Source organism: Cellulosimicrobium cellulans, from assembly GCF_024124905.1.
Classification (GTDB): Bacteria; Actinomycetota; Actinomycetes; order Actinomycetales; family Cellulomonadaceae; genus Cellulosimicrobium; species Cellulosimicrobium cellulans_G.
In genome coordinates this window covers 108,460-134,492 of the sequence record NZ_JAMXST010000007.1, presented here as the reverse complement: position 1 = coordinate 134,492, position 26,033 = coordinate 108,460, and the positions used below count along the sequence as shown (strand labels likewise).

Here is a 26,033-nt window from a genome sequence, read left to right as displayed (position 1 = left end):
CGCACGTCTAGTTGAAGATGGAACAGCCGACCGGTCTCCGTGGTCCACCCTGCGACCAGACCAGCCGGCGTCGTGGTGAGAGGGCGCACGCGTCCCGCCCCGACCGCACGCCGTCGTGGTCACCCAGCGCTCCGTCCTGCGCAGGTGCACCAGGGATGGGAGCGCTTCCGCGCTCGACCGCCCGCGACCACGACCCGATGATCGGATCGCTCGCTTGACCACTGCACAGCACCAGAAGACCGCACCGCACACGTCCAGCACCACCGGCGCGTGCCCCGCCGCCCCCGGCGAGGCACGCTAGATGGGCCGCCACACCGCGAGCCGGGCCTCGCTCCCCGCAGCCCTCGCCTCCGCCGCGCGCCGCGGCGCGCAGGGCGCTGCCCGCGTCGCTCCCGGCCGTCGCCGGACCCTCGGGACCGGTGCCGCCGTGGCGGCCGTCGCGCTCACCGCGAGCACCGCCGCGGCCGCCTTCGCCGACGGCGGTGCGCCGTCGGCGGACGTGCCCGCCGACTCCTCGTCCGCGGCACCGACCACGTCGACCGCTGCCGGCACGGCGCCGGTGACCCTGGGCGCGATCGCGGCCGACCCCGCCACCGTCGACGCGGCGAGCGACGCCCTCGTGCGGGCACAGTTCCTCACCGGGGAGGGCGCCGCCGGGCTGACGCCCGAGCAGATCGCCCAGATCGAGGACGCGCGCACCCGGCTCAGCACGGCCGTCACCGCGGCCTCCCCGACCGACGGCTCGTCGGCGTTCGCCGGCCTGCCCTCGCTCGCCGACTCCGGGCTGGGCGGGACCGCCGACGACACGGCAGCCGACACCGCCGACGACGGGTCCGCCGACGACAACGCCGCGGTCGACACCGAGGGCGACGCGCTGCTGACCGCGTCCGACACCCTCGAAGCGAGCGTGCCTCACCTCGCCGAACGCGGCTCCGACCGTGCGAGCCGATCCTCGGCCCGCACGTCCCTCGAGGACCTCGCCGCCCTCCCGACGCTCGAGCCGACCGTGCCGGACCTGGCCACGGCGTCGGACGAGTCGTCGGACGAGGCGGAGACCGCGGCGGCACCCGACGCCGCGACGAGCGCTGACACCTCGACCGAGTCCCCCGAGGAGGACGCGGCGGCCTCCGAGGCGGCGACCGCGTCGCCCGACCTCACCACCGGGACGGCGACGGACGCCACCACCGACGCCGCCGAGACGCCGGCGCCCGCGGGGTCCACCGAGGAGATCGCCGCGCTGACGGCCGAGCTCTCCACGCTGCTCGACGCGGCCGGCTCGGGCGTGACCGTGCAGGTCGTGCCCGGTCCGCCGTCGGCCGAGGAGATCGCGGCACAGCTCGACCAGTGGGCCGCCTCCACGGCGGGCTTCGGCAACGGGCAGATCCCCGCGAGCGCCCTGTGCGAGCTGTCGTTCGCGCCGGGCGAGCAGCTCCGCTGCGACGCCGCCCACCAGATCGAGGCGCTCAACCAGAAGTTCCGCGAGACGTTCGGCGCGGACCTCTCCGTGACGGACTCGTACCGCTCCTACGCCTCGCAGGTCGCGGTCAAGGCGTCGCGCGGCTACTTCGCCGCGCCCCCGGGCATGTCGAACCACGGCTGGGCGCTCGCGCTCGACCTCGGCGGCGGCATCCAGGGCTACGGCACCGCGCAGTACGAGTGGATGCGCGCCAACGCGCCGGCCTACGGCTGGGACAACCCCGAGTGGGCCCGCGCCGGCGGCTCGAAGAACGAGCCCTGGCACTGGGAGTACGGCGACCTCTCCTGACGAGCCGCTCCCCCGACGACGGCCCCGGCACCGCGACGACCTCGCGGACCGGGGCCTCGTCGTCCGTGCCCGGCGACGCGGGGCGCGTCAGGTGAGGGCGTCCGCGAGGAGCAGCATCGTCACGAGGAACCCGGTGACGAGGTTGAGCCACAGGAACGCGCGCCAGCCCGCGTTGGCGCGCTCGCAGTCGTCGTCGCGCACGTCGCGGAACCGCAGCACATTGACGGCGTACGGCAGCGGGAGCAGCGCGGCGAGGACGCCGGGCCACGGGAGCACCGCGAGCACGACGGCCGCCGCGACGTACGCCGCTGCGGCGGCGAGCACGGTCGCGTGTGCGCCGATCGCCGTCGCGACGGACGCGATGCCGCCCTCGCGGTCCGCGCGCACGTCCTGCACCGCGCCGAACGCGTGCGACGCCATGCCCCAGAGCACGAAGCCGGCGAGCACGGGCCAGACGGACCGCGCGGAGAGGTCCGCGTCGACGAGCACGAGCGCGTACAGCAACGGCCCGACGAAGTGCATCGCCGACGTGAACGAGTCGAGGAACGGGCGCTCCTTGAACCGCAGCCGCGGCGCCGAGTACGCGACGACGCCGAACACCACGAGCGCGAGGACCGCGCCCGCGAGCGGGTCGCCGAGGAGCAGGAGCGCGACGAGGAACGGCACGTTGGTCGCGACGCACGCGCGCAGGATGCGGCGGTGCGTGACGCGGGCCGTCGCCGGGTCGGCCAGCGCGCCCTCGATCCCGCCCTTGCGCGGGTTGCGCAGGTCGCTCGCGTAGTCGAAGACGTCGTTCACGCCGTACATGAGCAGGTTGTACGGGACGAGGAAGTACAGCGTCCCGACCACGAGCGCGAGGTCGGCGCGCCCGCCGGTCGCGACGAGGTACCCCGCGGCGAACGGGTACGCGGTGTTGATCCAGGAGAAGGGCCGCGACGCGGCGAGCACGTCCTTCACCGCTCGTCCTCCGCGGCACGACCGTGCTCGGACCCGGTGCGCTCGCGACCGAGCACCGTCCACAGCCCCGGCATCCCGAGCGCGGCGGCGAGCGCGTACGCGAAGTCCTCGAGCGGCGCCCCCCACAGGTAGACGCCGAGGATCTTGTCCGGGTGGTAGACGTACAGGTCGGCGGCGATCATCAGCGTGTCGAACACGAGGGTGAGCACGCACATCACGACGGCCGTCCACACGAGCGGCCCGGGTCGCAGCCGGCGCAGCACGCGCCACGACACCGCGACGAGCACCGCGAGGACGACGACGTTGAGCACGAGGTTCGTCACGCGTCGCCCTCCGCCCGGCTCCGTCGCGCGGCGAGCACGCGCTCGGCGCCGCGCCAGCCCAGCAGCGCGGTGTAGCACAGCAGCGTCAGGAAGACCGCCTCCTCGACGGGGAGGTCGGGCGCGAGCAGGAGCCCCGTCATCCACGGGCTCTCCCCGCGCGCGAAGATCCCGAGCGCGAGGCCTGCGACGTCCCACGCGAGGAAGCCGACGACGCCGAGACCGACCGTGAGCGCGGCACGGCGCCGCTCCGCCCAGAACGCGAGGCGGAAGCGCCGGTCGAGCACGGCGAGGCCGCCGAGCGAGACCGCGAGCGCGCCGAGGTAGACCAGACCCGTCACCGGCGGACCTCGACCGGTCGCGCACCCGACGGCCGGATCCGCTCGGGCCGACGGCTCGCCGCGAGGTAGCCGGGGCGCAACGGCGTCGGCAGCGGGCGTGCCGACGTCTCGCCGAGCAGGCGCTTCGCGACGAGCTCGGCGCTGATGAGGCACATCGGCAGTCCCACGCCCGGGATGCTCCCACCCCCGGCGTGGTAGAGCCCGTCGACACGGCGGGCCGCCGTGCCGGGCCGCCACAGAGCCGACTGCCGGAGGGTGTGCTCCATGCCGAGCGCGCCGCCGCGCCACGACGAGAGCTCGGTCGCGAAGTGGGCGGGCCCGAGCACGCGCCGCGTGACGACCCGACCCGGGAGGTCCTCGATCCCGGCCCAGCGCCCGACCTGCGCGAGGTAGCGGTCCGCGAGCGCGTCGAGCGCGCGGCGCGACGCGGCGTCGGCGCCGAGCGTCGGGTCGGCGGGGAACGGGACGAGGAGGAAGAGGTTCTCGTGCCCGGGCGGGGCCGCGGGCGCGGACGACGACGGCCCGTCGGTCGCGGAGGTGCGCGACACGTAGAGCGAGGCGGGGTCGGGGACGCGCAGCCCCGCGGGGTCGCTGCGCCGGTCGGCGCCGAGCACGGCGTCGAAGTTCGCGGGCCAGTCGCGCGTGAAGAAGAGGGAGTGGTGCGCGAGCTCGGGCAGCGCGCCCCGCACTCCCGCGAGCACGAGCAGGGCCGAGATCCCCGGCCCCTTGTCGTCCCACGCCGCGGCGGGCAGGTCCGCCCACCGCGGGGCGAGGAGCGCGGTCTCCGTGTGGTGCCGGTCGGCGGCCGACACGACGAGGTCCGCCTCGACGAGCTCGCCCGAGGCGAGGCGGACGCCCGTGACGCGCCCGCGCCGTCGGGCACCGGGGGCCACCTCGATCCCGGCGACGTCCGCGCCGGTCCGGAGCTCGGCCCCCTCCGCGCGCGCGAGCCGCGCCACGGCCTCGATCAGCGTGTGCATCCCGCCGCGGGGGTACCGGACGCCGTCGACGAGGTCGAGGTGGCTCATGAGGGAGTACAGCGCGGGCGCGCGGTAGGGCGAGGAGCCGAGGAAGACGGCGTGGTACCCGAGGAGCTGGCGGAGCCGCGGGTCCTCCACCGCGCGCGCGGCACGGTCGGCGAGCGGCTCGCGCAGCAGCGCGGCGAGGCGCGGGAGACGGCGCAGCACCTCCGGCGCGAGCGCGCGGTCGGGCCGCTCGAACGTGGTGTAGAGGAAGTGGTCGAGCGCGAGCCCGTAGGCCTCGCTCGCCGTGGCCGCGTACGCGGCCACGCGGTCGCCGGCCCCGGGCTCGATCGCGTCGAGCCGGGCGCGGTTCACGCCCGGGCTCGCCGAGAGCTCGAACGTGGACGCCGCGCCGCCCGGTCCGTCGGGCTCGAAGAACACGCGGTAGGCCGGGTCGAGCGGCACGAGGTCGAGGTGGTCCTCGACGCGCGCGCCGAGGAGCGCGAAGAAGTGCTCGACCACCTCCGGCATGAAGTACCAGGACGGCCCGGTGTCGAAGCGGAACCCGTCCAGCTCGAGCGTGCCGGCTCGGCCGCCCAAGTCCGCGTGGCGCTCCAGCAGCGTGACGGCCGCGCCCCCGCGCGCGAGCAGCGCCGCGGTGGCGAGCCCGGAGATCCCGCCTCCGACCACGACGACGCGCGGTGCCCTCACGCGAGCACCTTCCGCGGGCGCGCGGGTCGGCCCGACGCCATCTGCCCGAGGAGCTGGCCGCCCGCCGCCCGCGCGGCCAGCGCGACCTTCACGGTGTCGGGGACGCGCACGCGCGCCCGCAGGATGTCCTCGGGCGGCGTCGCCGCGAGCCGGGCGAGCAGCCGCTCGTACACGGCGACGGTCGCGGCGACCGCGACGCGGGGTCGCACCGGGAGCCCCGGGAGCGCCGCCCGCGCCGCCGCGAGGTCCTCCTCGACCTCCCGGCAGAACGCCTCGACGTCGCGACGGCGCAACCGGCCCGGGACGACGCCGGGCAGGTAGGCGCGCCCGAGCTCGTCGTGGTCGGTGCGCAGGTCGCGCAGGAAGTTGATCTTCTGGAACGCGGCGCCGAGCGCTCGTGCCCCGCGGACGAGGACCGGGTCCGCGACCCGCAGGGGCTCCCCGGGGCGACGGCGCGCGTTGAGGAAGACCGCGAGGCACATGAGGCCGACGACCTCCGCCGAGCCGTACACGTACCGCTCGTAGCTCTCGCGGTCGTGCACGCGCACCGTGAGGTCCGTGCGCATCGACGCGAAGAAGGGGTCGACCTCGCCGTGGCCGATGCCGCACCGGCGGGCGGTCAGGGCGAACGAGTGCACGACGAGGTTCGTCGACCACCCGCGGTCGAGCGCCTTCGCCGTCTCCGCCTCCAGCTCGTCGAGGAGGTCGGCCGCACCGTCGCCGCGGCGCGTGTCCACGACCTCGTCGGCGATGCGGACGAGTCCGTAGACGGCGTCGATCCCGTCGCGCGTCGGCACGTCGAGCAGGCGCGCGCCCAGCCCGAACGAGGTCGAGTAGGACGCGAGCACGACCCGGCTCGTGCGCGCGGCGGTCAGGTCGTACAGCCGTGCCGGGTCGTTCTGGTCGCCCACGTCCTCGTCCCGTCTCCCGTCGCCGGGGCACCTCCCCGGACATTCCTCAGCATGCTGAGGAATGTAGGGTCGCACGGGACGCGCAGACTCACACCTCGGGAGCGCCCTCCGCCGCGTCGTGCGCCGCGACCTCGATGCGCCGCGGGCCCGCCTGCCAGGCCTCCCACGCCGACGCGATGATCTCGGGCAGCCCGTTCGTCGCCGTCCAGCCGAAGAGCTCGTTGATCCGGCGCGGGTCGCCGACGAGCTGCGGCGGGTCGCCCGCGCGCCGCGGCAGGACCTCCGGCGTGACGTCGAGCCCGCTCACGCGCCCGATCTCGTCGATGACCTCGCGCACCGACGACCCCTGCCCCGTCCCGACGTTGAACACGTCGAAGGGGCGCTCCGCGACGTCGAGGTACCCGAGCGCCGCGAGGTGCGCGTGCGCGAGGTCCAGGACGTGGATGTAGTCACGGATGCACGTGCCGTCCGGCGTCGGGTAGTCGTCGCCGAAGATCTTGGGCTGCTCGCCGCGCTCCAGGCGGTCGAGCACCATGGGGACGAGGTTGAGCACGGCGGGGTCGCCGAGGTCGGGCCAGCCGGCGCCGGCGACGTTGAAGTAGCGCAGCGCGACGAACCGCAGGCCCCAGGCGCGGCCGGCCGCGCGACCCAGCCACTCGCCGACGAGCTTGGTCTCGCCGTAGGGGTTGATCGGCTCGGCGTGCAGCTTCTCCTCGACGAGCGAGACCGAGGGCATCCCGTACGTCGCCGCCGAGGACGAGAACACGAGGCGGTCGACGCCGGCCGCCTGCATCGCGGTCACGAGGTTCGTGAACCCGCCGACGTTCTGCTGGTAGTACCAGGCCGGCTTCTCGACCGACTCCCCCACCTGCTTGCGCGCCGCGAAGTGGATCACCGCGCGGACGTCGTGCTCGGTGAGGGCGCGCGTCAGCACGTCCACCGCCTCCGGGGACGCGACGTCGACCTCGACGAGCGTCGCGTCGCCGACACGGTCCGCGCGACCGGTGCTGAGGTCGTCGACCACGACCACCTTCTCGCCGCGCTCCTGCAGGAGGCGCACCACGTGCGCGCCGATGTACCCGGCTCCGCCGGTCACGAGGATCGTCATGGCACCCACCCTAGTGGGGCCGCCCCGCTCCCCCCGCCGAGCTGCCGGACCCGTGGTGGCCGCCGCCCTACGCGTGGCCGTGGGCCTCGCGGTCGCGCAGGGCCGCCGTCTCGAGCTGGAACGTCGAGTGCTCGACGGAGACCGGGAAGTGGTGCGCGACGCACGCACGGACGCGCTCCGTGATCTCGAGCGCGTGACCGTCCCGGAAGCACGCGGCGTCGACGACGACGTGCGCGGAGATGGTCGGCAGCCCCGTCGCGACGGTCGACGCGTGGAGGTCGTGCACGTCCTCGACGTGGTCGAGCGAGAGGATGTGCGCCCGGACGTCGTCGAGGTCCAGCCCCTCCGGCGTGAACTCCATGAGCACGGCCGTCGCCTCGCGCAGGAGGCGGAAGGCGCGCGGGACGATGAGCAGCGCGATGAAGAGCCCGGCGATCGCGTCGGCCTGCTGGTACCCGGTCGTCGCGATGACGACGGCGGCCACGATCACCCCGACCGACCCCAGGGCGTCGTTGACGACCTCCAGGAACGCCGCGCGCAGGTTGAGGTTGGCGCGGCGCCCGGACGCGAGGACGGCGATCGCGACGACGTTGCCGACGAGGCCGACGATCCCGAAGACCAGCAACTCGGACGAGGGGACCTCCGGCGGCGAGAACAGCCGTCGGACGCCCTCGACGACGGCGTACGCGCCGACCGCGAGGAGGAGCGCCGCCTGCGCGAGGGCGGCGAGCACCTCGACGCGGCGGAATCCCCAGGTCCGGCGCTTGGTCGCGGGCCGCAGCACGAGCGACGCCGCGACGAGCGCCACGGCCAGCCCCGTCGTGTCGGTGAGCATGTGCGCCGTGTCCGTGAGGAGCGCGAGGCTCCCCGTGAGGACCGCGCCGACGGCCTGCGCGACGAGGATCGTCGCGGTGATCCCGAAGGCGACCGCGAGCCGCGCGCGGTGGTCGGGCGCGGCACCCCCCGCGCCGTGGTCGTGTCCGGCTCCCATGAACCCTCCATTCATCGTCAGTTACCGATGATATCGGTGATCGACGATGAATACCAGACCGGCTGCGCCGTGAGGCGCGTCACCGCGCGGGGTCAGGGAGCGAGCGCGACGTGCTCCGCGTCGGCGAGCAGGTGCGCCACCTCGGGCCGCACGAGCCGGTACCAGGACGAGCGCCCCTCGCGGCGGACCGCCACGACCCCGACGTCGCGCAGGGTGGTCAGGTGCGCAGAGACCGTGGACTGCGCGAGCCCCAGCTCGCGCGTGAGGTCGACGACGCGCCGCTCCGCGCCGGTGAGCAGGTGCACGATGGCGAGCCGGCTCGGGTCCGCGAGCGCGTGGAGCAGGCGCGCGACCGCCTCGTGGTCGTGCGCGCCGTCGTGCCGGGGGTCGCTCGCGGCGCTCGTCGTCACCAGCCGATCGTAGCGATCGGCGCCCCCGCGCTGTGCGACCTCAGTCCCAGCCGAGCTCGTGCAGGCGGTCGTCGTCGATGCCGAAGTGGTGCGCGATCTCGTGGACGACCGTCACCGCGACCTCCTCCACCACGTCCTCGCGCGTCTCGCAGATCGCGAGGGTGGGGTTGCGGAAGATCGTGATGCGGTCGGGCAGCGCCCCCGCCGCCCACATGTGGTCCCGCTCGGTGAGGGGGACGCCCTCGTAGAGCCCGAGGAGGTCGGGGTCGTCGGCGGGCGCGTCGTCCTCGACGAGCACCACCACGTTGTCCATCTGCGCCGCGAGGTCCTCGGGGACGAGGTCCAGCCCGTCGCGCACGGCGTCCTCGAACTCGGCCCGCGTCATCTCCACCACGCGACCATCCTCCCCCGTCGCGGGCACCGCCCGTGGCGTCGTCCCGCTGCACCGTCCCGCTGCACCGTCCCGCGGCACCGTCCGCGGGCAGGCCCGGCCGAGGAGGCGACCACGGGTCGACCACGACCCGACCAGGAGGTCACGGTCCCGCCGCTGTACACTGGCGCACGTTCCTGAGCCCCCATCGTCTAGCGGCCTAGGACCCCGCCCTTTCACGGCGGTAGCACGGGTTCGAATCCCGTTGGGGGTACGCGAGATCGCGCCGGGACCGGTGGCCACCAGCGGATTTACGGATCGGCTCATCGGTACGGTACGATCCTCTCGGTTCGAAAGCGGGCCACCACACCACCAGGTTCACTGGTGAAAACCACCGGGTCCCCTGGTGTTAAGGTGTGTCTCGCGAAGAACAGCAAGGCCCTGTAGCGCAGTTGGTTAGCGCGCCGCCCTGTCACGGCGGAGGTCGCGGGTTCAAGTCCCGTCAGGGTCGCGTGAGGCGAAGAGCCCGGTCGGCATCGGCCGGCCGGGCTCTTCCCCCATGGCTCTGTAGCTCAGTTGGTAGAGCGTTCGACTGAAAATCGAAAGGTCACCGGATCGACGCCGGTCGGAGCCACCGAAGAGACCCCCGCCCGGGATCCAGGCGGGGGTCTTTCTCGTCGCGGCGGCGGTGCCGCCCGGCCCTCCCTCTCCGGCGCCTCCCAGGCCCGCGGGGAGTTGCGCACCGCCCCGGGTGCCGGTTGAGTGGTGGGGTCACCTGCGGAAAGGCGGAGAGATGAGCGACTGGATCGACGGGCGCATCCCGCCCGAGGAGCAGAAGCCGACGGTCGGGCAGCTCGTCGAGCGGCTGTCCGAGCAGGCGACCCGCCTCGTCCGGTCCGAGATCGCGCTCGCGAAGGCCGAGCTCACGACGAAGGCCAAGCACGCCGGCATCGGCATCGGCCTGCTCGTCGTGGGCGGGGTGCTCGTCCTCTACGGGCTGGGCTTCCTCTTCCACTCCGCCATGGAGGGGCTCGCGACCGTGATGCCGCTGTGGCTCGCCGCGCTGATCGTCGGCCTGGCCCTCGTGCTCGTCGCCGGTACGCTCGCGTTCGTCGGCGTCAAGCAGCTCCAGCGCGGCGTCCCGCCGACCCCGACCGGGGCGGTCGACAGCATCAAGGAAGACGTCGCGACGATCAAGGAAGGACTGCGCCCGTGAGCGGAACCGACGGGGCCCCGGTGCCCCCGCTGTCCCAGTCCCAGCTCGAGGACGAGATCGCGCGCACGCGCGCCGAGCTCGCGGGGACGATCGACGAGCTCACGACCCGCCTGGACCCGCGCGTCCAGGCGAAGGCCGCGGCGCAGCAGGCGAAGCAGGCGGCCTCGGACACGGGCGCGTTCCTGACCGGTGGCGGGTTGCCGGAGGAGGACCCCGACCGGTCGCGCAACGTCAAGCTGCTGCTGGGTGCCGTGGTGGCCGGCGTCGCGCTCGTCACGGCGGCGATCCTGCGCCGGCGCTCGTAGTCTCCGACGAGCGCTCGCCCCGGCGCGTTCTCGCCGGGGCGTTTTTTCTGCCTGCCGATCCGACGCGCCGACCGTGCCGGCGGCGCGGCGCGCGGTCGGCTCAGGACTTGTCGGTGCCCTCCGCGGGCTCGCTGGCGGCGCCGAGCAGCGCCCGGACCTCGGACTCGCGGTAGCGGCGGTGCCCCCCGAGCGTGCGGATCGACGAGAGCTTGCCCGCCTTCGCCCACCGGGTGACCGTCTTGGGATCGACGCGGAACAGGCTGGCGACCTCGGCGGGCGTGAGCAGAACCTCGGACTCTCCGTGCATGGACATCACGACACCTCCTCCTGGTACGCGCTGGTCCGGCAGATACCCCGGATCACGACGACAGCACGACGCCAGTACTCTCCATTGTCGCAGCATGCGGATTTCGGGCGACTTGACGGACGGGTGAATTAGGCCGCCTATGGTCGTATCGGCCGGATAGGCGCTCGTGCGGCTTACGGGGCGTGCTCCCCGTGCCCTGCCCGGCCTCGCCTGAGGCGGGCCCGCTCCCCCGCTCGTGGAGAGTGTGTGACGGTAGGCACGTCCGCGGTCCGTCACGGCCTTCTGAGTGGATGGAATAGGCCCCGAGCATGTACCGTTGGACCCTGAACAGACGAAACTACACCCCGGGGCCGCACGTCTGAGCACGTAGCCGCCCCGCTTCTACGTTGAGGGGGTCGGAGCCATGGGCCGCGGCCGTCAGAAGGCAAAGCAGACCAAGGTCGCTCGCGCGCTGAAGTACTACAGCCCCGAGACGAACTACAGTGCGCTCGAGCAAGAGCTCACCGGTCACAGCCACACGGATGTCGTGACGGACTCGCGCTTCGGCGCCGAGTCGTCGGACGACCTCGAGCGCTACGACCAGCGCTACAACGACTGGTCCGACGACCGCTGACGGTCGTCGACCTCCTTTGATCGCCGCGGTCTTCCGCGGAAGCGTCTCGACCTCGACTGCGCCGTCGCCTGCCCCCCGGTAGGCGACGGCGCGGTCGTTCGTGATCTGTGCACCCTGGCGCACCGGCCCACCGCGCCTCGTTCGCCCGAGGCCTCCGCCGGGCCCCGTTGGCCCCGAGGCCTCGGCACCCATGACCGCCGCCGCACCCTGACGTCGTCGTGCCCGCCGCGAGAGCGGCCTCCCCCGAGCGGATCGGCAGGAGCCCACCCGCCCGGGGCACCGTCGGTCAGGCGCGGTAGTCGCCGACGAGCCGCACGGCGCCCGCCTGGACGCCCTTGGTACCCGCGACGAGGTCGCCGTCCGCGACGTCCCGGGCCGCCGCCGGGTCGAAGGCCTCGACCGAGCCGAGCACCCACGCGGGGACGCCGAGCGCGGCGCAGCGAGCGAGCGCGGCATCGACGCCGTCCGCGCCGACCACCGCGACCATGCCGACGCCGAGGTTGAGCGTGTTCTCGAGATCGCCGCGCGGGACGCCGCCCAGCTCGCGCACGAGCCGGAAGACCGGCGGGACGTCCCAGCTCGCGCGGTCCACGACCCCGACGAGCCCGGCGGGCAGGACGCGCGCGAGGTTCGCGGCGAGCCCGCCGCCCGTGACGTGCGTGAACGCGTGGACCTGCGCGGCGTCGTCGGCGGCCAGCGCGAGGCAGTCGCTCGCGTAGACGCGCGTCGGCTCCAGGAGCTCCTCGCCGACCGTGCGCCCGAGCTCGTCGACGTGCCGCTCGAGGCCCCAGCCCGCGTGCTTGAGCACGGCACGCACGAGCGAGTAGCCGTTCGAGTGCAGGCCCGACGAGGCCATGGCGACGAGCACGTCGCCCTCGCGCACCCGCTCGGGGCCGAGCAGCCGGTCGGCCTCGACGACGCCCGTCGCCGCGCCGGCGACGTCGTACTCGTCCGCGCCGAGAAGACCCGGGTGCTCGGCGGTCTCGCCGCCCACGAGCGCGGTGCCCGCGACCTCGCAGGCCGCCGCGATGCCGCGGACGATGCCCGCGATGCGCTCGGGCACGACCTTGCCGCACGCGATGTAGTCCGTCATGAACAGCGGCTTGGCGCCGACCACGACGATGTCGTCCACGACCATGCCGACGAGGTCGAACCCGATCGTGTCGTGGACGTCGAGCGCCTGGGCGATCGCGACCTTGGTGCCCACGCCGTCGGTCGACGTCGCGAGCAGAGGGCGGCGGTACGTCGCGACCTCGGAGAAGTCGTAGAGCCCCGCGAAGCCGCCCACGCCGCCGAGGACCTGCGGCCCGTGGGTCCGGCGCACCGCGTCCTTCATGAGCTCGACGGCCTTGTCACCGGCCTCGGTGTCGACGCCCGCGGCGGCGTAGGTGAGGCCCGTCTGGGGCGAGTCGGCAGTCACGGTGTCGGCTCCAAGGAGGTCGTGCGGCGCACGCGCCGGTGGTGCGGGTGCTGGGGTCTCGGGTTCGGGCGCAGGGGTGGTCTCACGGGTGCTGCAGCGCGCCGGCACCGCCGGCGGTCACCGACAGGCTGCGCAGCCCGTCCTCGGGCGCGCCGAGCGGGAGCTCGGCCTGCTCGAGAAGGTGCTTGCCGAGCTGGTCGTCCGGCGGCAGCTCGATGGGGTACTTCCCCGTGAAGCACGCCGTGCAGAGCTGCGACGACGGCTGCTCGGTCGCCGCGATCATCCCCTCGGTCGAGATGTAGCCCAGGCTGTCGGCGCCGAGCGACTGCCCGATCTCGTCCGGCGAGAGGCCGTTCGCGATGAGCTCGGCGCGGGACGCGAAGTCGATGCCGTAGAAGCACGGCCACTTCACGGGCGGGGAGCTGATGCGCACGTGCACCTCGGCCGCGCCGGCCTCGCGCAGCATGCGGATGAGCGCGCGCTGCGTGTTGCCGCGCACGATCGAGTCGTCGACGACGACGAGGCGCTTGCCCCGGATGACGTCGCGCAGCGGGTTGAGCTTGAGCCGGATGCCGAGCTGGCGCAGCGTGTCGGACGGCTGGATGAACGTGCGTCCCACGTAGGCGTTCTTGGTCAGGCCCTGGCCGAACGGGATGCCGGACTCGGCGGCGTAGCCGACCGCCGCGGGCGTGCCGGACTCGGGGACCGGGATGACGAGGTCGGCCTCGACGGAGTGCTCGCGCGCGAGCTGGCGGCCCATCTCGACGCGGGCGGCGTGCACCGAGCGGCCGTTGATCGAGGTGTCCGGGCGCGCGAGGTAGACGTACTCGAAGACGCAGCCCGCACGCTCGGCCGGCGCGAAGCGCTGCGAGCGCAAGCCGTCCGCGTCGATCGCGATGAGCTCGCCCGGCTCGACCTCGCGCACGAACGACGCGCCGACGATGTCGAGCGCCGGCGTCTCGCTCGCGACGACCCAGCCCCGCTCGAGACGGCCGAGGACGAGCGGGCGCACGCCCTGCGGGTCGCGCGCGGCGTAGAGGGTGCGCTCGTCCATGAAGACGAGCGAGAACGCACCGCGCAGCCGCGGGAGCACCTCGAGCGCCGTGGCCTCGAGCGTGTGGTCGGCGTCCCCGGCGAGGAGCGCGGTGACGAGCGCGGTGTCCGTGGTGTTGCCGCGCGCGAGCTCGCCGCGGCGCTGGCTGCCGTAGCGCTCCGCGACGAGGTTGACGAGCTCGGCCGAGTTGGTGAGGTTGCCGTTGTGCCCGAGCGCGACGGTCCCGGACGCGGTGGCGCCGAGCGTCGGCTGGGCGTTCTCCCACGTCACGCCACCGGTGGTCGAGTACCGGCAGTGCCCGACGGCGATGTGCCCCGTCAGGGCGTTGAGGGCCGTCTCGTCGAACACCTGGGAGACGAGTCCCATGTCCTTGTAGACCAGGATCTGCTCACCGTTGCTGGTGGCGATGCCGGCCGACTCCTGGCCTCGGTGCTGCAGCGCGTACAGCCCGAAGTAGGCGAGCTTGGCGACCTCTTCGCCGGGCGCCCAGACACCGAAGACGCCGCAGGCGTCCTGGGGGCCTTTCTCGCCGGGCATGAGGTCGTGGTTGAGAAGTCCATCTCCGCGGGGGGCCACGTACCTCAGTGTCCCACAGCAGGCGCGTCGGGACCGAAGCGCGAGGTCATGCGGACGACCTGGGCGGCGCAGGCCGCGCGGCGACGCACGGACCGTCGTTCACGGTGGCGTTACGTCGTCCCACCTGTCGGGCAGGGGTTTCGCTGCGTGGGAACGGCGCGCTTGAATCTCGACTTACTCGACCGCGGCAGTCGAGTATCACACCGGCCGTGCCGGCCGTGCCGCTCGGTCACCTGATCGACCACCCGCTCGACCTCCTGCTCGACCTCCTGCTCGACCACCCGCTCCCGGTCTCCCCGGGACCCCGACGAAGGACGACACCATGCGACGCCTCCGGACGACGATCACCCTCGCGGCTGCCGCGGCAGCCACCGCCCTGGTCCTCACCGCCTGCGCGCCGACCGCCGTCGACGGGTCGGGCGGCGGCGACGCGAGCGGCGACGGGAGCTCCGACGTCGAGCCCACGACGCTCTCCCTCGTCGGATTCGCCGTCCCGAAGGCGGGCAACGACGCCGCGCAGGAGCTGTGGGGCCAGACCGAGGACGGCCAGGGCGTCACGTGGGAGACGTCGTACGGCGCCTCCGGCGACCAGAGCCGCGCCGTCGCCGACGGGCTGAAGGCCGACTACGTGCACTTCTCGCTCGAGGGCGACGTGACGCGCCTCGTCGACGCGGGCCTCGTGGCGGACGACTGGAACGCGGGCGAGAACAAGGGCATCGTCAGCCAGTCGGTCGTCGTGCTCGTGGTCCGCGAGGGCAACCCGAAGAACATCCAGAGCTGGGAGGACATCGTCCAGCCCGGCGTCGAGATCGTGACCCCGAACCCCGGATCGTCGGGCTCGGCGCGCTGGAACATCCTTGCCGGCTGGGGCAGCGTCATCGCGAACGGCGGCTCCGAGGAGGACGCGACGGAGTACCTGCGGAAGTTCTTCACCAACGCCGTCGCGCTCCCGGGGAGCGGCCGCGACGCGACGACCGCCTTCACGTCCGGGACCGGCGACGTCCTCCTCTCCTACGAGAACGAGGCGATCCTCGCGCGGCAGAACGGCGAGACGTTCGACTACGTGGTCCCCGACCAGACGCTCCTCATCGAGAACCCGGCCGCGGTGACGGTCGACGCCGACCCCAAGGCGCAGAGCTACCTCGACTTCGTCCTCACGCCCGAGGGCCAGGAGGCGTTCGCGCACGTGGGCTTCCGGCCCCTGACCGGCGACGACGTCGACTTCGAGGTCGAGGGCGCGAACGACCCGAGCGACCCGTTCCCGGCCGTCCCGACGCTCCTCACCATCGCCGACGACTTCGGCGGGTGGTCGGCCACGAACGACAAGTTCTTCGGCGACGAGGGCCTCGTGACGAAGATCCAGGCCGAGACCGGGAAGCAGTGACCCGTGGCCTCGACCCTCGCTGAACGACCGGGCCGGGCGGCGCGCGAGCGCCGCCCGGCCCCGGCCGCGTCCCGGCCGCCCCGGGTCCGCCGGGCACGTCGGACGCCCAACGGCCCCTACCGCCTGACCGCGGCCTCGGGGCTCGGCCTCGGCGTCGCGCTCGTGTGGTTCTCGGCGCTCGCCCTCGTGCCGCTGATCGCGGTGCTCGTCGAGACGTCCGCCGGCGGGTGGCCCGCGTTCGTCGCCGCGATCACCCAGCCGCAGACGGCGGCGGCGCTCACGCTCACGGTCACGCAGGCGCTCGCCGTGACCGCCGTCAACGTCGTCATGGGCACGCTGATCGCGTGGGTCCTCGTGCGCGACCGGTTCCCCGGCAAGCGGCTCCTCGAGGTGCTCATCGACATCCCGTTCGCGCTCCCCACGATCGTCGCCGGACTCGTGCTGCTCGCGCTGTACGGGCCGTCGGGGCCGCTGGGGATCGACGTCGCGAACACGCGCGCCGCCGTCTTCCTCGCGTTCCTCTTCGTCACGCTGCCCTTCGTGGTCCGCAGCGTGCAGCCCGTGCTCGCCGAGCTCGACCGCGACGTCGAGGAGGCCGCCGCGTCCCTCGGCGCGACACGGTCCACGACGTTCCGCCGCGTGGTCCTCCCCGCGCTCGCGCCCGCGATCACCGCGGGAGCGGCGCTGTCGTTCGCGCGCGCGATCAGCGAGTACGGCGCGCTCGTGCTGCTCTCCGGCAACCTGCCGATGCGCACCGAGGTCGGCTCCGTGCGGATCCTGGCCTACCTGGAGAACGGCCAGCCCGAGCAGGCCGCGGCCGTGGCCTCGGTGCTCCTGCTCGTGTCCCTCCTCGTCATCGCGACGATCCAGCTCCTCCAGCGAAGGGTGGCCCGTCGTGGATAGCTCCCCCTGGGTACGGCGCACGCTGCGCGCCGTCGTGGTCGTCTACCTGGTGCTGCTCGTCGGGTGGCCCGTCTCCCTCGTCGTGCGGGGCGCGTTCGCGGACGGCCTCGAGACGTTCCAGCGCGCGCTCGCCGACCCGTCCGTCGTCTTCGCCCTCCAGCTCACCGCCGCCGTCGCGGTGCAGGTCGTGCTGATCAACACGGTCTTCGGCGTCGGGATCTCGATGCTCATCGTGCGGTACGACTTCCCCGGCAAGGCCCTCCTCAACGCCCTGCTCGACCTCCCGCTGTCGGTCTCCCCCATCGTCGTCGGGCTCTCGCTCGTCCTCGTGTACGGCAAGAACGGCTGGTTCGGCGGAGCGCTCGAGGACGCCGGGCTCCAGGTCATCTTCGCGCCACCGGGCATCGTCCTCGCGACGGCGTTCGTGTGCCTCCCGCTCGTCATCCGGGAGGTCGTACCCGTCCTCACGGAGCTCGGCACGGACGAGGAGCTCGCCGCGACGAGCCTCGGGGCGAGCTGGTTCCAGACCTTCCGGCGCATCACCCTGCCCGCGATCAAGTGGGCGGTCGTCTACGGCGTCGTGCTCACGCTCGCCCGGGCGCTCGGCGAGTTCGGTGCCGTCAAGGTCGTGTCCGGCAACTTCGAGGGCCGCACCCAGACCTCCACGCTCCTCGTCGAGCAGCGCTACCAGGACTTCGAGCAGGGCACGGCCTACGCGGTCGCCTTCCTGCTCGCGTCGGTGTCCGTCGCGTGCATCGTCGCGGTGACCTTCCTCCGTTCCGACGACGCCGCCGGCACCCGCACCCGCCGCACCGCCCCCCGAACCGCCGCCCCCACGGAGGCCGACGCATGAGCATCGAGATCCGCAACGTCCGCAAGACCTTCGGCGACTTCGTCGCGCTCAACGACGTCTCCGTCTCCGTGCCGACCGGTCGCCTCACCGCGCTGCTCGGCCCGAGCGGCGGGGGCAAGTCCACGCTCCTGCGCGTCGTCGCCGGCCTCGAGGTCCCCGACTCCGGCGAGATCGAGATCGAGGGTCGCGACGCCACGAACCTCCCGGCCCGACGACGCAACGTGGGCTTCGTCTTCCAGCACTACGCGGCGTTCAAGCACCTGAGCGTCGCGCGGAACGTCGCGTTCGGGCTCGAGATCCGCCGCACCCCGAAGGCCGAGATCGCCGAGCGCGTCGACGAGCTCCTGCGCCTCGTGCACCTGGAGAGCTTCGCGCACCGCCTGCCCTCGCAGCTCTCGGGCGGGCAGCGACAGCGCATGGCGCTCGCGCGCGCCCTCGCGATCCGGCCGAGCGTGCTGCTGCTCGACGAGCCGTTCGGCGCGCTCGACGCCAAGGTTCGCAAGGAGCTCCGCGACTGGCTGCGCCGCCTGCACGACGAGATCCCCGTGACCACGGTGTTCGTCACGCACGACCAGGAGGAGGCGCTGGAGGTCGCGGACGAGATCGTCGTCGTCAACGAGGGCCGCATCGAGCAGGTCGGCACGCCCGACGACCTCTACGACCGCCCCGCGAACGACTTCGTCATGGGCTTCCTCGGGCCGGTGACCCGGCTCGGCGGCGTCCTCGTGCGCCCGCACGACGTCCACGTCGAGGTGCTGGGCAACGGCACGCCGGACGGCAGCGCCGACGACGCCGCGCCCTCCCGCCCCGGCGGCCCCGTGCCGGGCGTCGTGACCCGCACGACGCGCGTCGGCTTCGAGGTGCGTGCCGAGGTGGCGACCGCGGACGAGGTGGTGTCCGTCGTCGTGACCCGCGCGGAGGCCCGGACGCTGGGTCTCGCGCCGGGGGTCGCCGTGCGGCTCGCCCCGGCCGAGGGCGCGCCGACGTCCGCCGCTCCCCGGCCGGTCGGCGCGCCGGTCCCCGGCTGACCCGGCACCGCCGCGACCGGGCTGTCCCGACCACGGGACACCGCTCGCTATCCTGCCCGCGTGCCTCCCTCCCGCGTCGACCGCTCCCCCCGAGGCCGTGGCGACCGGGGCCGCGACGACCGGCCACGGCACCGCCGCGAGCGAGCGGCCTACCGGTTCGTGGAGGTCCGCGCCGCCGCGGGCCCGGCCCGGCTCGATGCCCTCACGGCGGGCGGCGGGGCGTTCCTCGTCGGCGCGGTCCTCGGCTTCCTCGTCCTCCTCGGTCTCGCGCTCGTCGGCGGTGAGCTCGTCCCCGACGTGCGGTACGAGGCCGACGAGGTCCTGCGCTCGACGACGGGCTGGTGGATCCTGACCCTCGCGGTCGCCGTGCCGGTCTTCGTGCCGGTGCACGCCGCGGCGACGCTCGCGGTCACCCGCGCCCTGCTGGGCGAGGGCCGCGCCCGCACCGACGTCCCGCCGCACTCGGTGCGCAAGCGCGTGGCGGAGTCGAGCCCGGCGGGCGCGCTCACCGGGCTCGCCTGGACGTACCTCGTGCTCGCGCTCCTCGCCGGGGCGGTCGGGCTCTTCGCGATGGACCGTGACGACGCGGAGCGCACGCCGACCGTCGCGGTCTCCGCGGTCGTCGGGGTGGTGGCCGCGGTCGGCCTGCTGCTCCTGCCCGGGCTGCGCGCGCGCTGGTCCGCGTGGCAGGACGTCGTGCGGACGACGTGGGGACCGAACGAGGTCCGCTACGCCGAGGAGGCCGAGCGGCGGCGGCGCGCAGCGCTCGGGCCGCCGGCCCCCGCGCGCCCCGACGGGCGGGTCGCGCGCCGGAACGACCGAGCCGCCGCCGTGCTGGGCGGCGCCGGCATGGTCGGCTTCGTCCTGTTCCTGATCGGTCTGTGGATGCGGCACCCGGGCAAGTTCAGCCCGGACCGGCACTACGGACCGGTGGGCGAGGTGTCGATCGACGTCCTCGTCGGCGTGGGCGGCACGCTGGTCGGGGCGACGCTCCTCCTCGGCGCGACGTGGCTCCTGCTCCCGGTGTCACGACAGGGACGCCAGCGCCGTGCGGGGCTCGCCCTCCTGCGCTCCCCGGAGCCGTCCGCGCCGCCCGCCGACGACGTCGTCCGGGAGCTCCTGTCCCCCTGGTCGGCGTCCACGACGGTCGCCCTCGTGCTCCTGGCCGGTTCCGGGATGCTCGTGCCCTCCGTCCTGGCCGGTCTGGCGGGCGGCGGCGTCGCGCTCCTGGTCGACGGGGTGCCGGTCGCCGCCACGGCGGCGGCCCTGGCCGCCGCGACCCTCGCGGCGCTGTGCGTCGTGGTGGTCGGTGTGACCAGGGCCGCGCGATACCGCGCCCTGGTGCGCGAGCGCTGGCACGTGGGCGACGACGGACCCGGCTGACGCCGAGCCGGCGTCAGCTCCGGCGAGGTCGCTCAGCGACGCCCGCGCAGGCTCCGCCGGTCCGCGAGGACCGCCCACAGGCCGGCGACGGCCGCGCCGAGCGCGGCGCACGTGACGACGATGACGGTGAAGTAGACGCCCGGCTTGAAGACCGGGGCGGCGGCCGGCGACTGCAGCCAGGCGCCGCCGATCCCGAGGCCGAGCACCGTGCCCAGCACCACGCCGACGGCGAAGAACGCCCCGTAGCGCGGCGCGCGGCGGACCGTCGCCGGATCCACGACGGTCTCGATCTCGACCTCGTCCCCCGCCTCGGTCGCGTCCTCGGCCTCGGCCTCGCGCTCGGCGCGGCCCGTCCCGGCCGCACCCGCGGGCACGGCGCCGTCGGCACCTGCGGACGCGAGGGGCGCCGACGGCGCTGCGTCGGGCTCCACGTCGGGCGCTGTGCCGCGCACCGCGTCGGGTGCCGCCGACCCGTCGGGGGCGTCGGCGTCGGGCACGGGGGACTGCTCGGGGCTCACGACCACGACCCTACCCGCGGTTGCTGAGAGCCCCGTGCGCCCGAGCACGGGCGGGCGGGCTCGAGCGTCTCGCCCGCCGGGCCCGGACGCACCGCGACCCGGGCCCGTCGGACGGGACCCGGGTCGCGGGACGCGGCGCCGCCTCGTCGGCGGCGCCGCACGGCGTCAGCGAACCGTCAGCCGCAGGTCTGGCCCTCGAACGGGACCTCGTACTCCTGCGTCACGCCGTCCAGCGTGGCGGTGAAGGTCACCGTCCCACCCTCGACCGACGTGGCCCGGGTGTTGAACGACTGGTACGCGTTCTTGCCCGGCTGGAGGTTCGGGAACCGCTTGGACCCGTAGGGCGTCTCGACGACGACCTCGACCGGGACGTCCTCGCCGTTGGTCGCCCGGACCGCGACGTGGACGAACTTCCCCATGCAGCGGGCAGAGGCCTCGACGTTCTCGAGCACCACGGTCGGGGCCGCGGCCTCGACCGTGACCGGGATCCGGGCGGTCGTGCCGCTCGGCGACGCGACGACCCACAGGTCGTACTCCCCCGCCGCGGCGTCGGCCGGGACCGTCGCCGTCAGCGTGGCCGCCCCGCCCGTCACCGCGGCGGTACCCGCCGGGGTGCCCGGGTTCGCCGGGTCGAACGTGGCGTCCGCCGCGACGAGGTAGCCGTCCACCGAGGTGTTCAGCGGGGAGCCGAGCGAGGTGAGGTCGAGATGCGAGAGGGCCACGCTCACGTCGTCGCCTGCGGTCACCGTGCCGGGCAGCTCGTCCACCACCACGCGCGAGCGGTCGAACGACGGCGACACCGGCGAGCTGTCCTTCAGGTAGGCGATCCACGCGTCCCGGTCGACCAGACCGGAGTCGCGCGGGTCCGTGCCCTCGGTGAACACCCGGAAGTTGTCGCCGCCGGTGGCGAGGAACGAGAACGTCGCCACGCGGTACTCGCCCGCGAGGTCGATCGGCTCGCCGTTGATCGTCACGGACGAGACGTTGCTCCCGGGCGTCGCGAGCAGGTCGGCGGTGCTCGCCGTCCACGACACGTTGTCCGAGAGCCCCAGGGCGAGGTACGGACGGGACGGCCGGTTGCCGTCCTTGTCCGTCTGCCACTGCTGCTCGAGCATCTCGACGACCTGCTCGCCCGTGAGGGTCACGGTCCACAGGTTGTTGACGAACGGCAGCACCGCGTTGGCCTCGGCGTAGGTGATGACGCCGTCACCGTCGTGGAAGAGCTCGCTGCGGAGCCCGCCCGGGTTGACGACGCCGATGTCTGCACCGCCGCGCGCGGGGTCGGACAGCGTCGCGAGGAGCGAGTCGGCGACGAGGTTGCCGAGCGTCGACTCCGACGCGCGGTCGTCACGACCGGACGTCGGGTTCGGGCCGGGGCCCACGTACGTCCCGCCGGGACCCGTGTACGAGCCGCCCGCGAACGCGGTCGTGATGTCCGCGGTCACCTCGCCGATCGGCTGCGCGCCGATGATCTCGGCCTGCTGGAGCGCCGCGTCGACGATCGTCTTGACCGCCGCGACCCGCGGGTACGTCGCGACGAGCGTCGCGTCGTCCGTCGTCGTGCGGGCCACGTTCTGCGCCGTGTACGCCGTGACCTCGTGGGTCGTGGTGTCCACGGTGAGGGAGACGTGCCCGATGAACTCGCCGTAGTTGCCGGTCTGGACGATCGGGCGGGTCTTGCCCGGGACGCCCGGGACGGGCGCGTCCCACGCGTACTGCTTGTGGGTGTGGCCCGTGAAGATCGCCGCGACCCGCGCGTCGGTCTCGTTGACGATGTCCGCGAAGGCGCCGCCCGCGGCGACCTCCTCCTCGAGCGTCGCGCCGTCGGGCGTGCCCGCGGACGCACCCTCGTGGACGAGACCCACGACCACGTCGGCCTCGCCGTTCGCCGGGTCGCCGTCCTGGAGCTGGGCGGTGACGCGGTTGAGCGCCTCGACCGGGTCCCCGAAGTCGAGGTCCGCGATGCCGGACGGCGTGACGAGCGTCGGGGTCTCCTCCGTCACGACGCCCACGAACCCGACGTCGAGCCCGTCGATCTCGACGACCTGGTACTCCGGCAGCGCCGGGTTCGTCGTGCCCTTGTCGTACACGTTCGCGCCCAGGTAGGCCCAGTCGGCCTCGTCGCTGACACGGCCCGTGAGGTCCGCGAAGCCCTGGTCGAACTCGTGGTTGCCCACGGCGGAGGCCGCGAGGTCGAGCGCGTTCAGCACGTCGATCGTCGGCTGGTCCTGCTGGAGCGCCGACGCGAACAGCGACGCGCCGATGTTGTCGCCCGCCGACACGAAGGCCGTCCCGTCGGGGTTCGCGGCGCGCAGCTGCTCGATCGTGCCCGCGAACTTCACGGTGTTGGCGTCGACCCGACCGTGGAAGTCGTTGATCGCCAGCAGGTCGAGCTGCGTCGTGCCCGGCGCGGCGTCGCCGAGCTGGAGGCCGACGAGCACCGGGTCGTGGTCGGACGACCGGAACGGCGTCGTGTCGTAGAGGATCGACGCGTTGTAGTTGTACCGGCTGTACTCGTTGGCGATCGGCTCGACCGAGTTGATGTTCCACACGTCCGTGCCGGTGACGGCGCTGGCCGCGCCAGCCGAGGCGAACACGTGGTCGAGCGAGCCGACGTACCCGTCGAAAAGGTACGTGTGCTCGCCGGTCGTCTCGCCGAGGTCCGTGTAGCCCGCGTCCTTGAGGACCTCGAGCGGGTCCTCCTGCGAGTACGAGTTGAAGTCGCCCGCGAGCAGGATCGTGTCCGTGCCCGCGTCCGCCGCGACGTCCTCGGCGAAGCCGACGAGCGCCGTCGCCTGCGCGACGCGCGACGCGTTGAACGAGCCCTGACCGTCGCCCGAGTCCTCGTCGCCGGGCAGCACGGGCGTGCCGGAGCCCTTCGACTTGAAGTGGTTCGCGACGACGAGCACGTCGTCGCTGGCGGCGTCGTCGCCCTCGGAGATCCCGCCGACCGGCTGGAACACCTGCGCGAGCGGCTCGCGCGCGTTGACGAACGCCGCGTCGTCGAGCAGGATCCGAGACTCCCCGACCGGCTCGGCCGCGTCCACCTGGTAGATGTACGCGAGCCGGATCACGTCCTCGTCGTCCGGCAGCGCGGCCGGCGACGGCACGAACGCCCACTCGTCGGCGCCCGCGGCGTCGTTGAGCGCGTCGACGAGGTCGGAGAGCGCCTGGTCGCGGTCCTTGCCGAACGGCGTCGAGTTCTCGATCTCCATGAGCGCGACGACGTCGGCGTCGAGCGCGTCGATCGCCGCGACGATCTTGGTCTCCTGGCGCTCGAGGTTCTCCGCGTTCGCGGCGCCCCGGGCGTCGCAGCCACGGTTGACCGTGATGGGGTTGCCGGCGCGGTCCGTGTAGTAGGTGCAGCCCGTGAGCTGGTCGCCGGTCGTCGTGAAGTAGTTGAGCACGTTGAACGTCGCGACCGACAGGTCGCCCCCGACCTCGGCCGGGGCGTCCTCGCGCGTGTTCGCGAACGTGGCCGGCTGCACGGTGGCGGCGTTCCCGCCGTCACCGGCGGTGAGCTGCGTCAGCGGCTGGAACGTCCACGCGTCGAACCGGTAGTCGAGGATGACGGGCGTCGTGAAGGACACGCCCGCGCCGACGCGCGCCGGCGCCCCGCCCGTGAGGTACGGGAGCGGGATGCCCTTGTTCGCCGTGTTGTTGAAGTTGGTCGTCGCCCCGTCGTCGAGCACGACGGCCCGCGCCGCGCGGTCCGCGACGGCGGCCGCGGCCTCCGCGCTGCCCGGGCGCCCGGCCGACGTCGGCTGGACGAACGGGTCCGTGCCCGCGGCGAGCAGGAACGAGCCGTAGAAGTTCGTGTCGTAGTTGTCCGCGACGACGTAGTCGCCCGCGGGCTGCACGAGCATGCCCTCGAGCACCTCGCGCGCCGCGTCGGTCGCGGGGAACGCGACGTTCGCGGGCTTGACCGCCTCGGCCGCCTCGTCGAGGACCGTCCAGCCGCCCGCGGCGGGCGTGATCTGGGTCAGCGTGAAGTACTCGGACACCGCGCCCGTGACCTCGACGTGGTCGCCGACCTGCACGGCCGCGGCACCGGCCTTGGAGTAGACGAAGATCGCGTCCGACGCCGTGTGCGACGCGTCGAGGTCGCCGCCCGTGCCCTCGGTCTGCAGGTAGAAGCCGTCGTAGCCGCCGGTGGGGTAGGTGGCGGTGACGACGCCGCGCGTCGTGACGGTCTGGCCGACGAGCGGGCTCGCCGCGCCCGTCCCCTGGATCTCCGCGATCGGGACGACCTCGCCCGGCTCGGGGCCGGGGCCGCCGCCGTCGTCGCCGCTGTTCTGCGGGGTGACGGTGCTGGAGAGCGTGAAGTCCTTGCTGTTGTCGTCGGTGTCCGCGAAGCCGGTCCGGTTGATCGACGCGGGCACGTTGTTGGCCGACGGCGCGGGGCTCACGGCGGTCTCGAACGTGTTCGACGTCCCGTACCCGACGAGGTCCACGACGTTCGCGGCGCCCGCGGCGTTCCCCGCGGGCAGCGTGACCGCCGACGTGGAGCGCACGAGCGCGAGGGTGCCCGTCGTGCCCGACGGGTTGAGGCCCCCGGTCGCGTCCGGCGTCGGCAGGGCCGCACCGTTCGAGCCGTTGGAGCCGCCCTGCACGAGGAAGTAGCCCCCGGGCGCGACCGTCCCCGTCAGCGGCGTGACGCCGGTGAAGGCGCCCGTCCCCGTCGCCGAGCGGTACTGGAGCGACATGCCGGAGAGGTCGATCGCCGCCTGCGTGGGGTTGTACAGCTCGACGAACTTGTGGGTGTAGGGGGCGTTGGCGCTGCCGCCGCTCAGGTAGGCCTCGTTGATGACGAGGCCCGACCCGTCGGGCGCCGCGCTCGCGGCGGTGGCCGCGGCGACGGACAGCGGTGCGGCGAGCGCCACGGTCAACGTGCCCGCCACCACCCTCCGTCGCCGCAGGTGCTGGTGGTCGGTCACGCTGACTCCTTCATCTCGTGCGGACGGCCGGGCAGCAGTCGCGCGTCCATCGATCGAGTCCACGACTCGGGACGGGTCGACGCCCTGCCTCCGCAGGACATCGCACCCCACCTGGATGAACGGGCGGTTGCTGCCACGTCACCGCCGCGAGAACGTCGCCGCACGTCGTCGTGCTGCGAGCGCCCGCGCGGACGGCGGCCGATCATCATCGGACGCTAGCCCTCCACGTCCCGCGCCGCCAGACCTGGAGCCGAGAACGTTACGCAGCAGTAACACGCGCCGCCGGGCAGCGCGACGCGCTCAGCGCGGGCGGGCCGCCTGGAGCGGCAGGAGCCACGAGATGTCGGACCGCTCGCCGGAGGCACGGACGCGCCCGTCGGCGACCGCGTCGGCCCACGCGACCGCGCCGGTCACCAGGCCGAGCCACGTCTGCGGGTCCGTCTCCACGACGTTGGGCGGCGTCCCCCGGGTGTGCCGGGGGCCCTCGACCGCCTGGACCGCGCCGGCCGGGGGGACCCGCACCTCCACGGTGTGCCCGGGCGCGACGTCCGCGAGCTCCTCGAGCGTGAACCGCACCGCGGTCGTCACGGCCGCGCGGTCGGCGGGGTCGGCGCGCCACGCCGCCAGGGCGAGGCGGCCGGCGGCGGGGTCGGTGCGTCGTCGGGCAGGCACGAGGACAGCCTAGGACGG

General features: G+C 73.9%; 24 protein-coding genes and 3 tRNA genes. 12 read left to right on the top strand and 15 right to left on the bottom strand.

From position 1 onward, the window contains the following. Positions 1-301 precede the first annotated feature (301 nt). Positions 302-1,765 (top strand): M15 family metallopeptidase, encoded by a 1,464-nt coding sequence (locus NHH00_RS19800; protein ID WP_253055241.1) that lies wholly within the window; start codon positions 302-304, stop codon positions 1,763-1,765. An 87-nt stretch (positions 1,766-1,852) separates the two neighbouring features. Here NHH00_RS19800 and NHH00_RS19795 read toward each other — a convergent pair whose 3' ends face one another. The 9 genes from NHH00_RS19795 to NHH00_RS19755 all read right to left on the bottom strand — a co-directional run bounded on the left by NHH00_RS19795 (position 1,853) and on the right by NHH00_RS19755 (position 8,861). Further along, positions 1,853-2,722 (bottom strand): prenyltransferase, encoded by an 870-nt coding sequence (locus NHH00_RS19795; RefSeq protein WP_253055240.1) that lies wholly within the window; start codon positions 2,720-2,722, stop codon positions 1,853-1,855. Then, positions 2,719-3,045 (bottom strand): lycopene cyclase domain-containing protein, encoded by a 327-nt coding sequence (locus NHH00_RS19790; RefSeq protein WP_253055239.1) that lies wholly within the window; start codon positions 3,043-3,045, stop codon positions 2,719-2,721. Before NHH00_RS19790 ends, NHH00_RS19795 begins: the two co-directional genes overlap by 4 nt. Next, entirely contained in the window at positions 3,042-3,383 is a 342-nt protein-coding gene (locus NHH00_RS19785) for a lycopene cyclase domain-containing protein (protein WP_253055238.1), read from the bottom strand. The genes NHH00_RS19790 and NHH00_RS19785 overlap by 4 nt, the downstream gene beginning before the upstream one ends. Continuing rightward, complete coding sequence (gene crtI / locus NHH00_RS19780; protein ID WP_253055237.1) at positions 3,380-5,056, bottom strand: phytoene desaturase family protein; 1,677 nt, start codon at positions 5,054-5,056, stop codon at positions 3,380-3,382. The genes NHH00_RS19785 and crtI overlap by 4 nt, the downstream gene beginning before the upstream one ends. Beyond that, positions 5,053-5,967, bottom strand: coding sequence for a phytoene/squalene synthase family protein (locus tag NHH00_RS19775; protein WP_253055236.1), 915 nt, complete (start codon positions 5,965-5,967; stop codon positions 5,053-5,055). The genes crtI and NHH00_RS19775 overlap by 4 nt, the downstream gene beginning before the upstream one ends. A gap of 88 nt (positions 5,968-6,055) precedes the next feature. Further along, positions 6,056-7,075 carry a UDP-glucose 4-epimerase GalE gene (gene galE, locus NHH00_RS19770; protein WP_253055235.1) on the bottom strand — a complete coding sequence of 340 codons (1,020 nt, stop codon included), beginning with the start codon at positions 7,073-7,075 and terminating at the stop codon, positions 6,056-6,058. Positions 7,076-7,142: 67 nt separating this feature from the next. Beyond that, a complete protein-coding gene (locus NHH00_RS19765; protein ID WP_253055234.1) occupies positions 7,143-8,066 on the bottom strand; it encodes a cation diffusion facilitator family transporter in 924 nt (307 codons plus the stop codon). A 92-nt stretch (positions 8,067-8,158) separates the two neighbouring features. Then, positions 8,159-8,476 carry an ArsR/SmtB family transcription factor gene (locus tag NHH00_RS19760; protein WP_204539642.1) on the bottom strand — a complete coding sequence of 106 codons (318 nt, stop codon included), beginning with the start codon at positions 8,474-8,476 and terminating at the stop codon, positions 8,159-8,161. Between the two features lie 40 nt (positions 8,477-8,516). Next, positions 8,517-8,861 (bottom strand): metallopeptidase family protein, encoded by a 345-nt coding sequence (locus NHH00_RS19755; RefSeq protein WP_170227325.1) that lies wholly within the window; start codon positions 8,859-8,861, stop codon positions 8,517-8,519. A gap of 186 nt (positions 8,862-9,047) precedes the next feature. On the opposite strand from NHH00_RS19755, the gene NHH00_RS19750 reads away from it, so the two are divergent. The 5 genes from NHH00_RS19750 to NHH00_RS19730 all read left to right on the top strand — a co-directional run bounded on the left by NHH00_RS19750 (position 9,048) and on the right by NHH00_RS19730 (position 10,367). Continuing rightward, positions 9,048-9,120: transfer RNA gene (locus NHH00_RS19750), tRNA-Glu, on the top strand. A gap of 163 nt (positions 9,121-9,283) precedes the next feature. Further along, positions 9,284-9,357: transfer RNA gene (locus tag NHH00_RS19745), tRNA-Asp, on the top strand. Positions 9,358-9,407: 50 nt separating this feature from the next. Next, positions 9,408-9,480 (top strand) — tRNA-Phe (locus tag NHH00_RS19740). A gap of 159 nt (positions 9,481-9,639) precedes the next feature. Then, positions 9,640-10,062 carry a phage holin family protein gene (locus NHH00_RS19735; RefSeq protein ID WP_253055233.1) on the top strand — a complete coding sequence of 141 codons (423 nt, stop codon included), beginning with the start codon at positions 9,640-9,642 and terminating at the stop codon, positions 10,060-10,062. Then, positions 10,059-10,367 (top strand): DUF3618 domain-containing protein, encoded by a 309-nt coding sequence (locus NHH00_RS19730; protein WP_253055232.1) that lies wholly within the window; start codon positions 10,059-10,061, stop codon positions 10,365-10,367. Before NHH00_RS19735 ends, NHH00_RS19730 begins: the two co-directional genes overlap by 4 nt. A 100-nt stretch (positions 10,368-10,467) precedes the next feature. Here NHH00_RS19730 and NHH00_RS19725 read toward each other — a convergent pair whose 3' ends face one another. Further along, positions 10,468-10,680 carry a BldC family transcriptional regulator gene (locus NHH00_RS19725; RefSeq protein WP_024839011.1) on the bottom strand — a complete coding sequence of 71 codons (213 nt, stop codon included), beginning with the start codon at positions 10,678-10,680 and terminating at the stop codon, positions 10,468-10,470. A 397-nt stretch (positions 10,681-11,077) separates the two neighbouring features. Here NHH00_RS19725 and NHH00_RS19720 point away from each other — a divergent pair, with 397 nt between their 5' ends. After that, positions 11,078-11,287, top strand: a complete 210-nt coding sequence (locus NHH00_RS19720) for a DUF3073 domain-containing protein (protein WP_047231363.1) — start codon at positions 11,078-11,080, stop codon at positions 11,285-11,287. Between the two features lie 286 nt (positions 11,288-11,573). On the opposite strand, the gene purM is transcribed toward NHH00_RS19720, so the two are convergent. Then, the gene (gene purM, locus NHH00_RS19715) at positions 11,574-12,707 is read right to left on the bottom strand and encodes a phosphoribosylformylglycinamidine cyclo-ligase (protein WP_253055231.1); all 1,134 of its coding nucleotides are present in this window, start codon (positions 12,705-12,707) and stop codon (positions 11,574-11,576) included. Between the two features lie 82 nt (positions 12,708-12,789). After that, a complete protein-coding gene (purF, locus tag NHH00_RS19710; RefSeq protein WP_253055230.1) occupies positions 12,790-14,337 on the bottom strand; it encodes an amidophosphoribosyltransferase in 1,548 nt (515 codons plus the stop codon). A 322-nt stretch (positions 14,338-14,659) separates the two neighbouring features. On the opposite strand from purF, the gene NHH00_RS19705 reads away from it, so the two are divergent. From NHH00_RS19705 to NHH00_RS19685, 5 genes are read left to right on the top strand one after another with little or no spacing between them, the layout of a single operon-like run. After that, positions 14,660-15,721 (top strand): sulfate ABC transporter substrate-binding protein, encoded by a 1,062-nt coding sequence (locus tag NHH00_RS19705; protein ID WP_253055229.1) that lies wholly within the window; start codon positions 14,660-14,662, stop codon positions 15,719-15,721. A 3-nt stretch (positions 15,722-15,724) separates the two neighbouring features. Continuing rightward, positions 15,725-16,624, top strand: coding sequence for a sulfate ABC transporter permease subunit CysT (gene cysT, locus NHH00_RS19700; RefSeq protein WP_253055228.1), 900 nt, complete (start codon positions 15,725-15,727; stop codon positions 16,622-16,624). Further along, complete coding sequence (locus tag NHH00_RS19695) at positions 16,617-17,477, top strand: sulfate ABC transporter permease (protein WP_253055227.1); 861 nt, start codon at positions 16,617-16,619, stop codon at positions 17,475-17,477. Before cysT ends, NHH00_RS19695 begins: the two co-directional genes overlap by 8 nt. After that, on the top strand, positions 17,474-18,505 hold the full coding sequence (locus NHH00_RS19690; RefSeq protein WP_253055226.1) for a sulfate/molybdate ABC transporter ATP-binding protein: 1,032 nt from the start codon (positions 17,474-17,476) through the stop codon (positions 18,503-18,505). Before NHH00_RS19695 ends, NHH00_RS19690 begins: the two co-directional genes overlap by 4 nt. A 60-nt stretch (positions 18,506-18,565) precedes the next feature. Next, positions 18,566-19,888, top strand: coding sequence for a hypothetical protein (locus NHH00_RS19685; RefSeq protein ID WP_253055225.1), 1,323 nt, complete (start codon positions 18,566-18,568; stop codon positions 19,886-19,888). Between the two features lie 32 nt (positions 19,889-19,920). Here the strand turns inward: NHH00_RS19685 and NHH00_RS19680 are convergent, their stop codons facing one another. The 3 genes from NHH00_RS19680 to NHH00_RS19670 all read right to left on the bottom strand — a co-directional run bounded on the left by NHH00_RS19680 (position 19,921) and on the right by NHH00_RS19670 (position 26,015). Further along, entirely contained in the window at positions 19,921-20,406 is a 486-nt protein-coding gene (locus tag NHH00_RS19680) for a hypothetical protein (RefSeq protein WP_253055224.1), read from the bottom strand. Between the two features lie 176 nt (positions 20,407-20,582). After that, entirely contained in the window at positions 20,583-25,343 is a 4,761-nt protein-coding gene (locus tag NHH00_RS19675) for an ExeM/NucH family extracellular endonuclease (protein WP_253055223.1), read from the bottom strand. A 300-nt stretch (positions 25,344-25,643) separates the two neighbouring features. Beyond that, the gene (locus NHH00_RS19670) at positions 25,644-26,015 is read right to left on the bottom strand and encodes a sterol carrier family protein (RefSeq protein WP_253055222.1); all 372 of its coding nucleotides are present in this window, start codon (positions 26,013-26,015) and stop codon (positions 25,644-25,646) included. Positions 26,016-26,033: the final 18 nt, after the last annotated feature.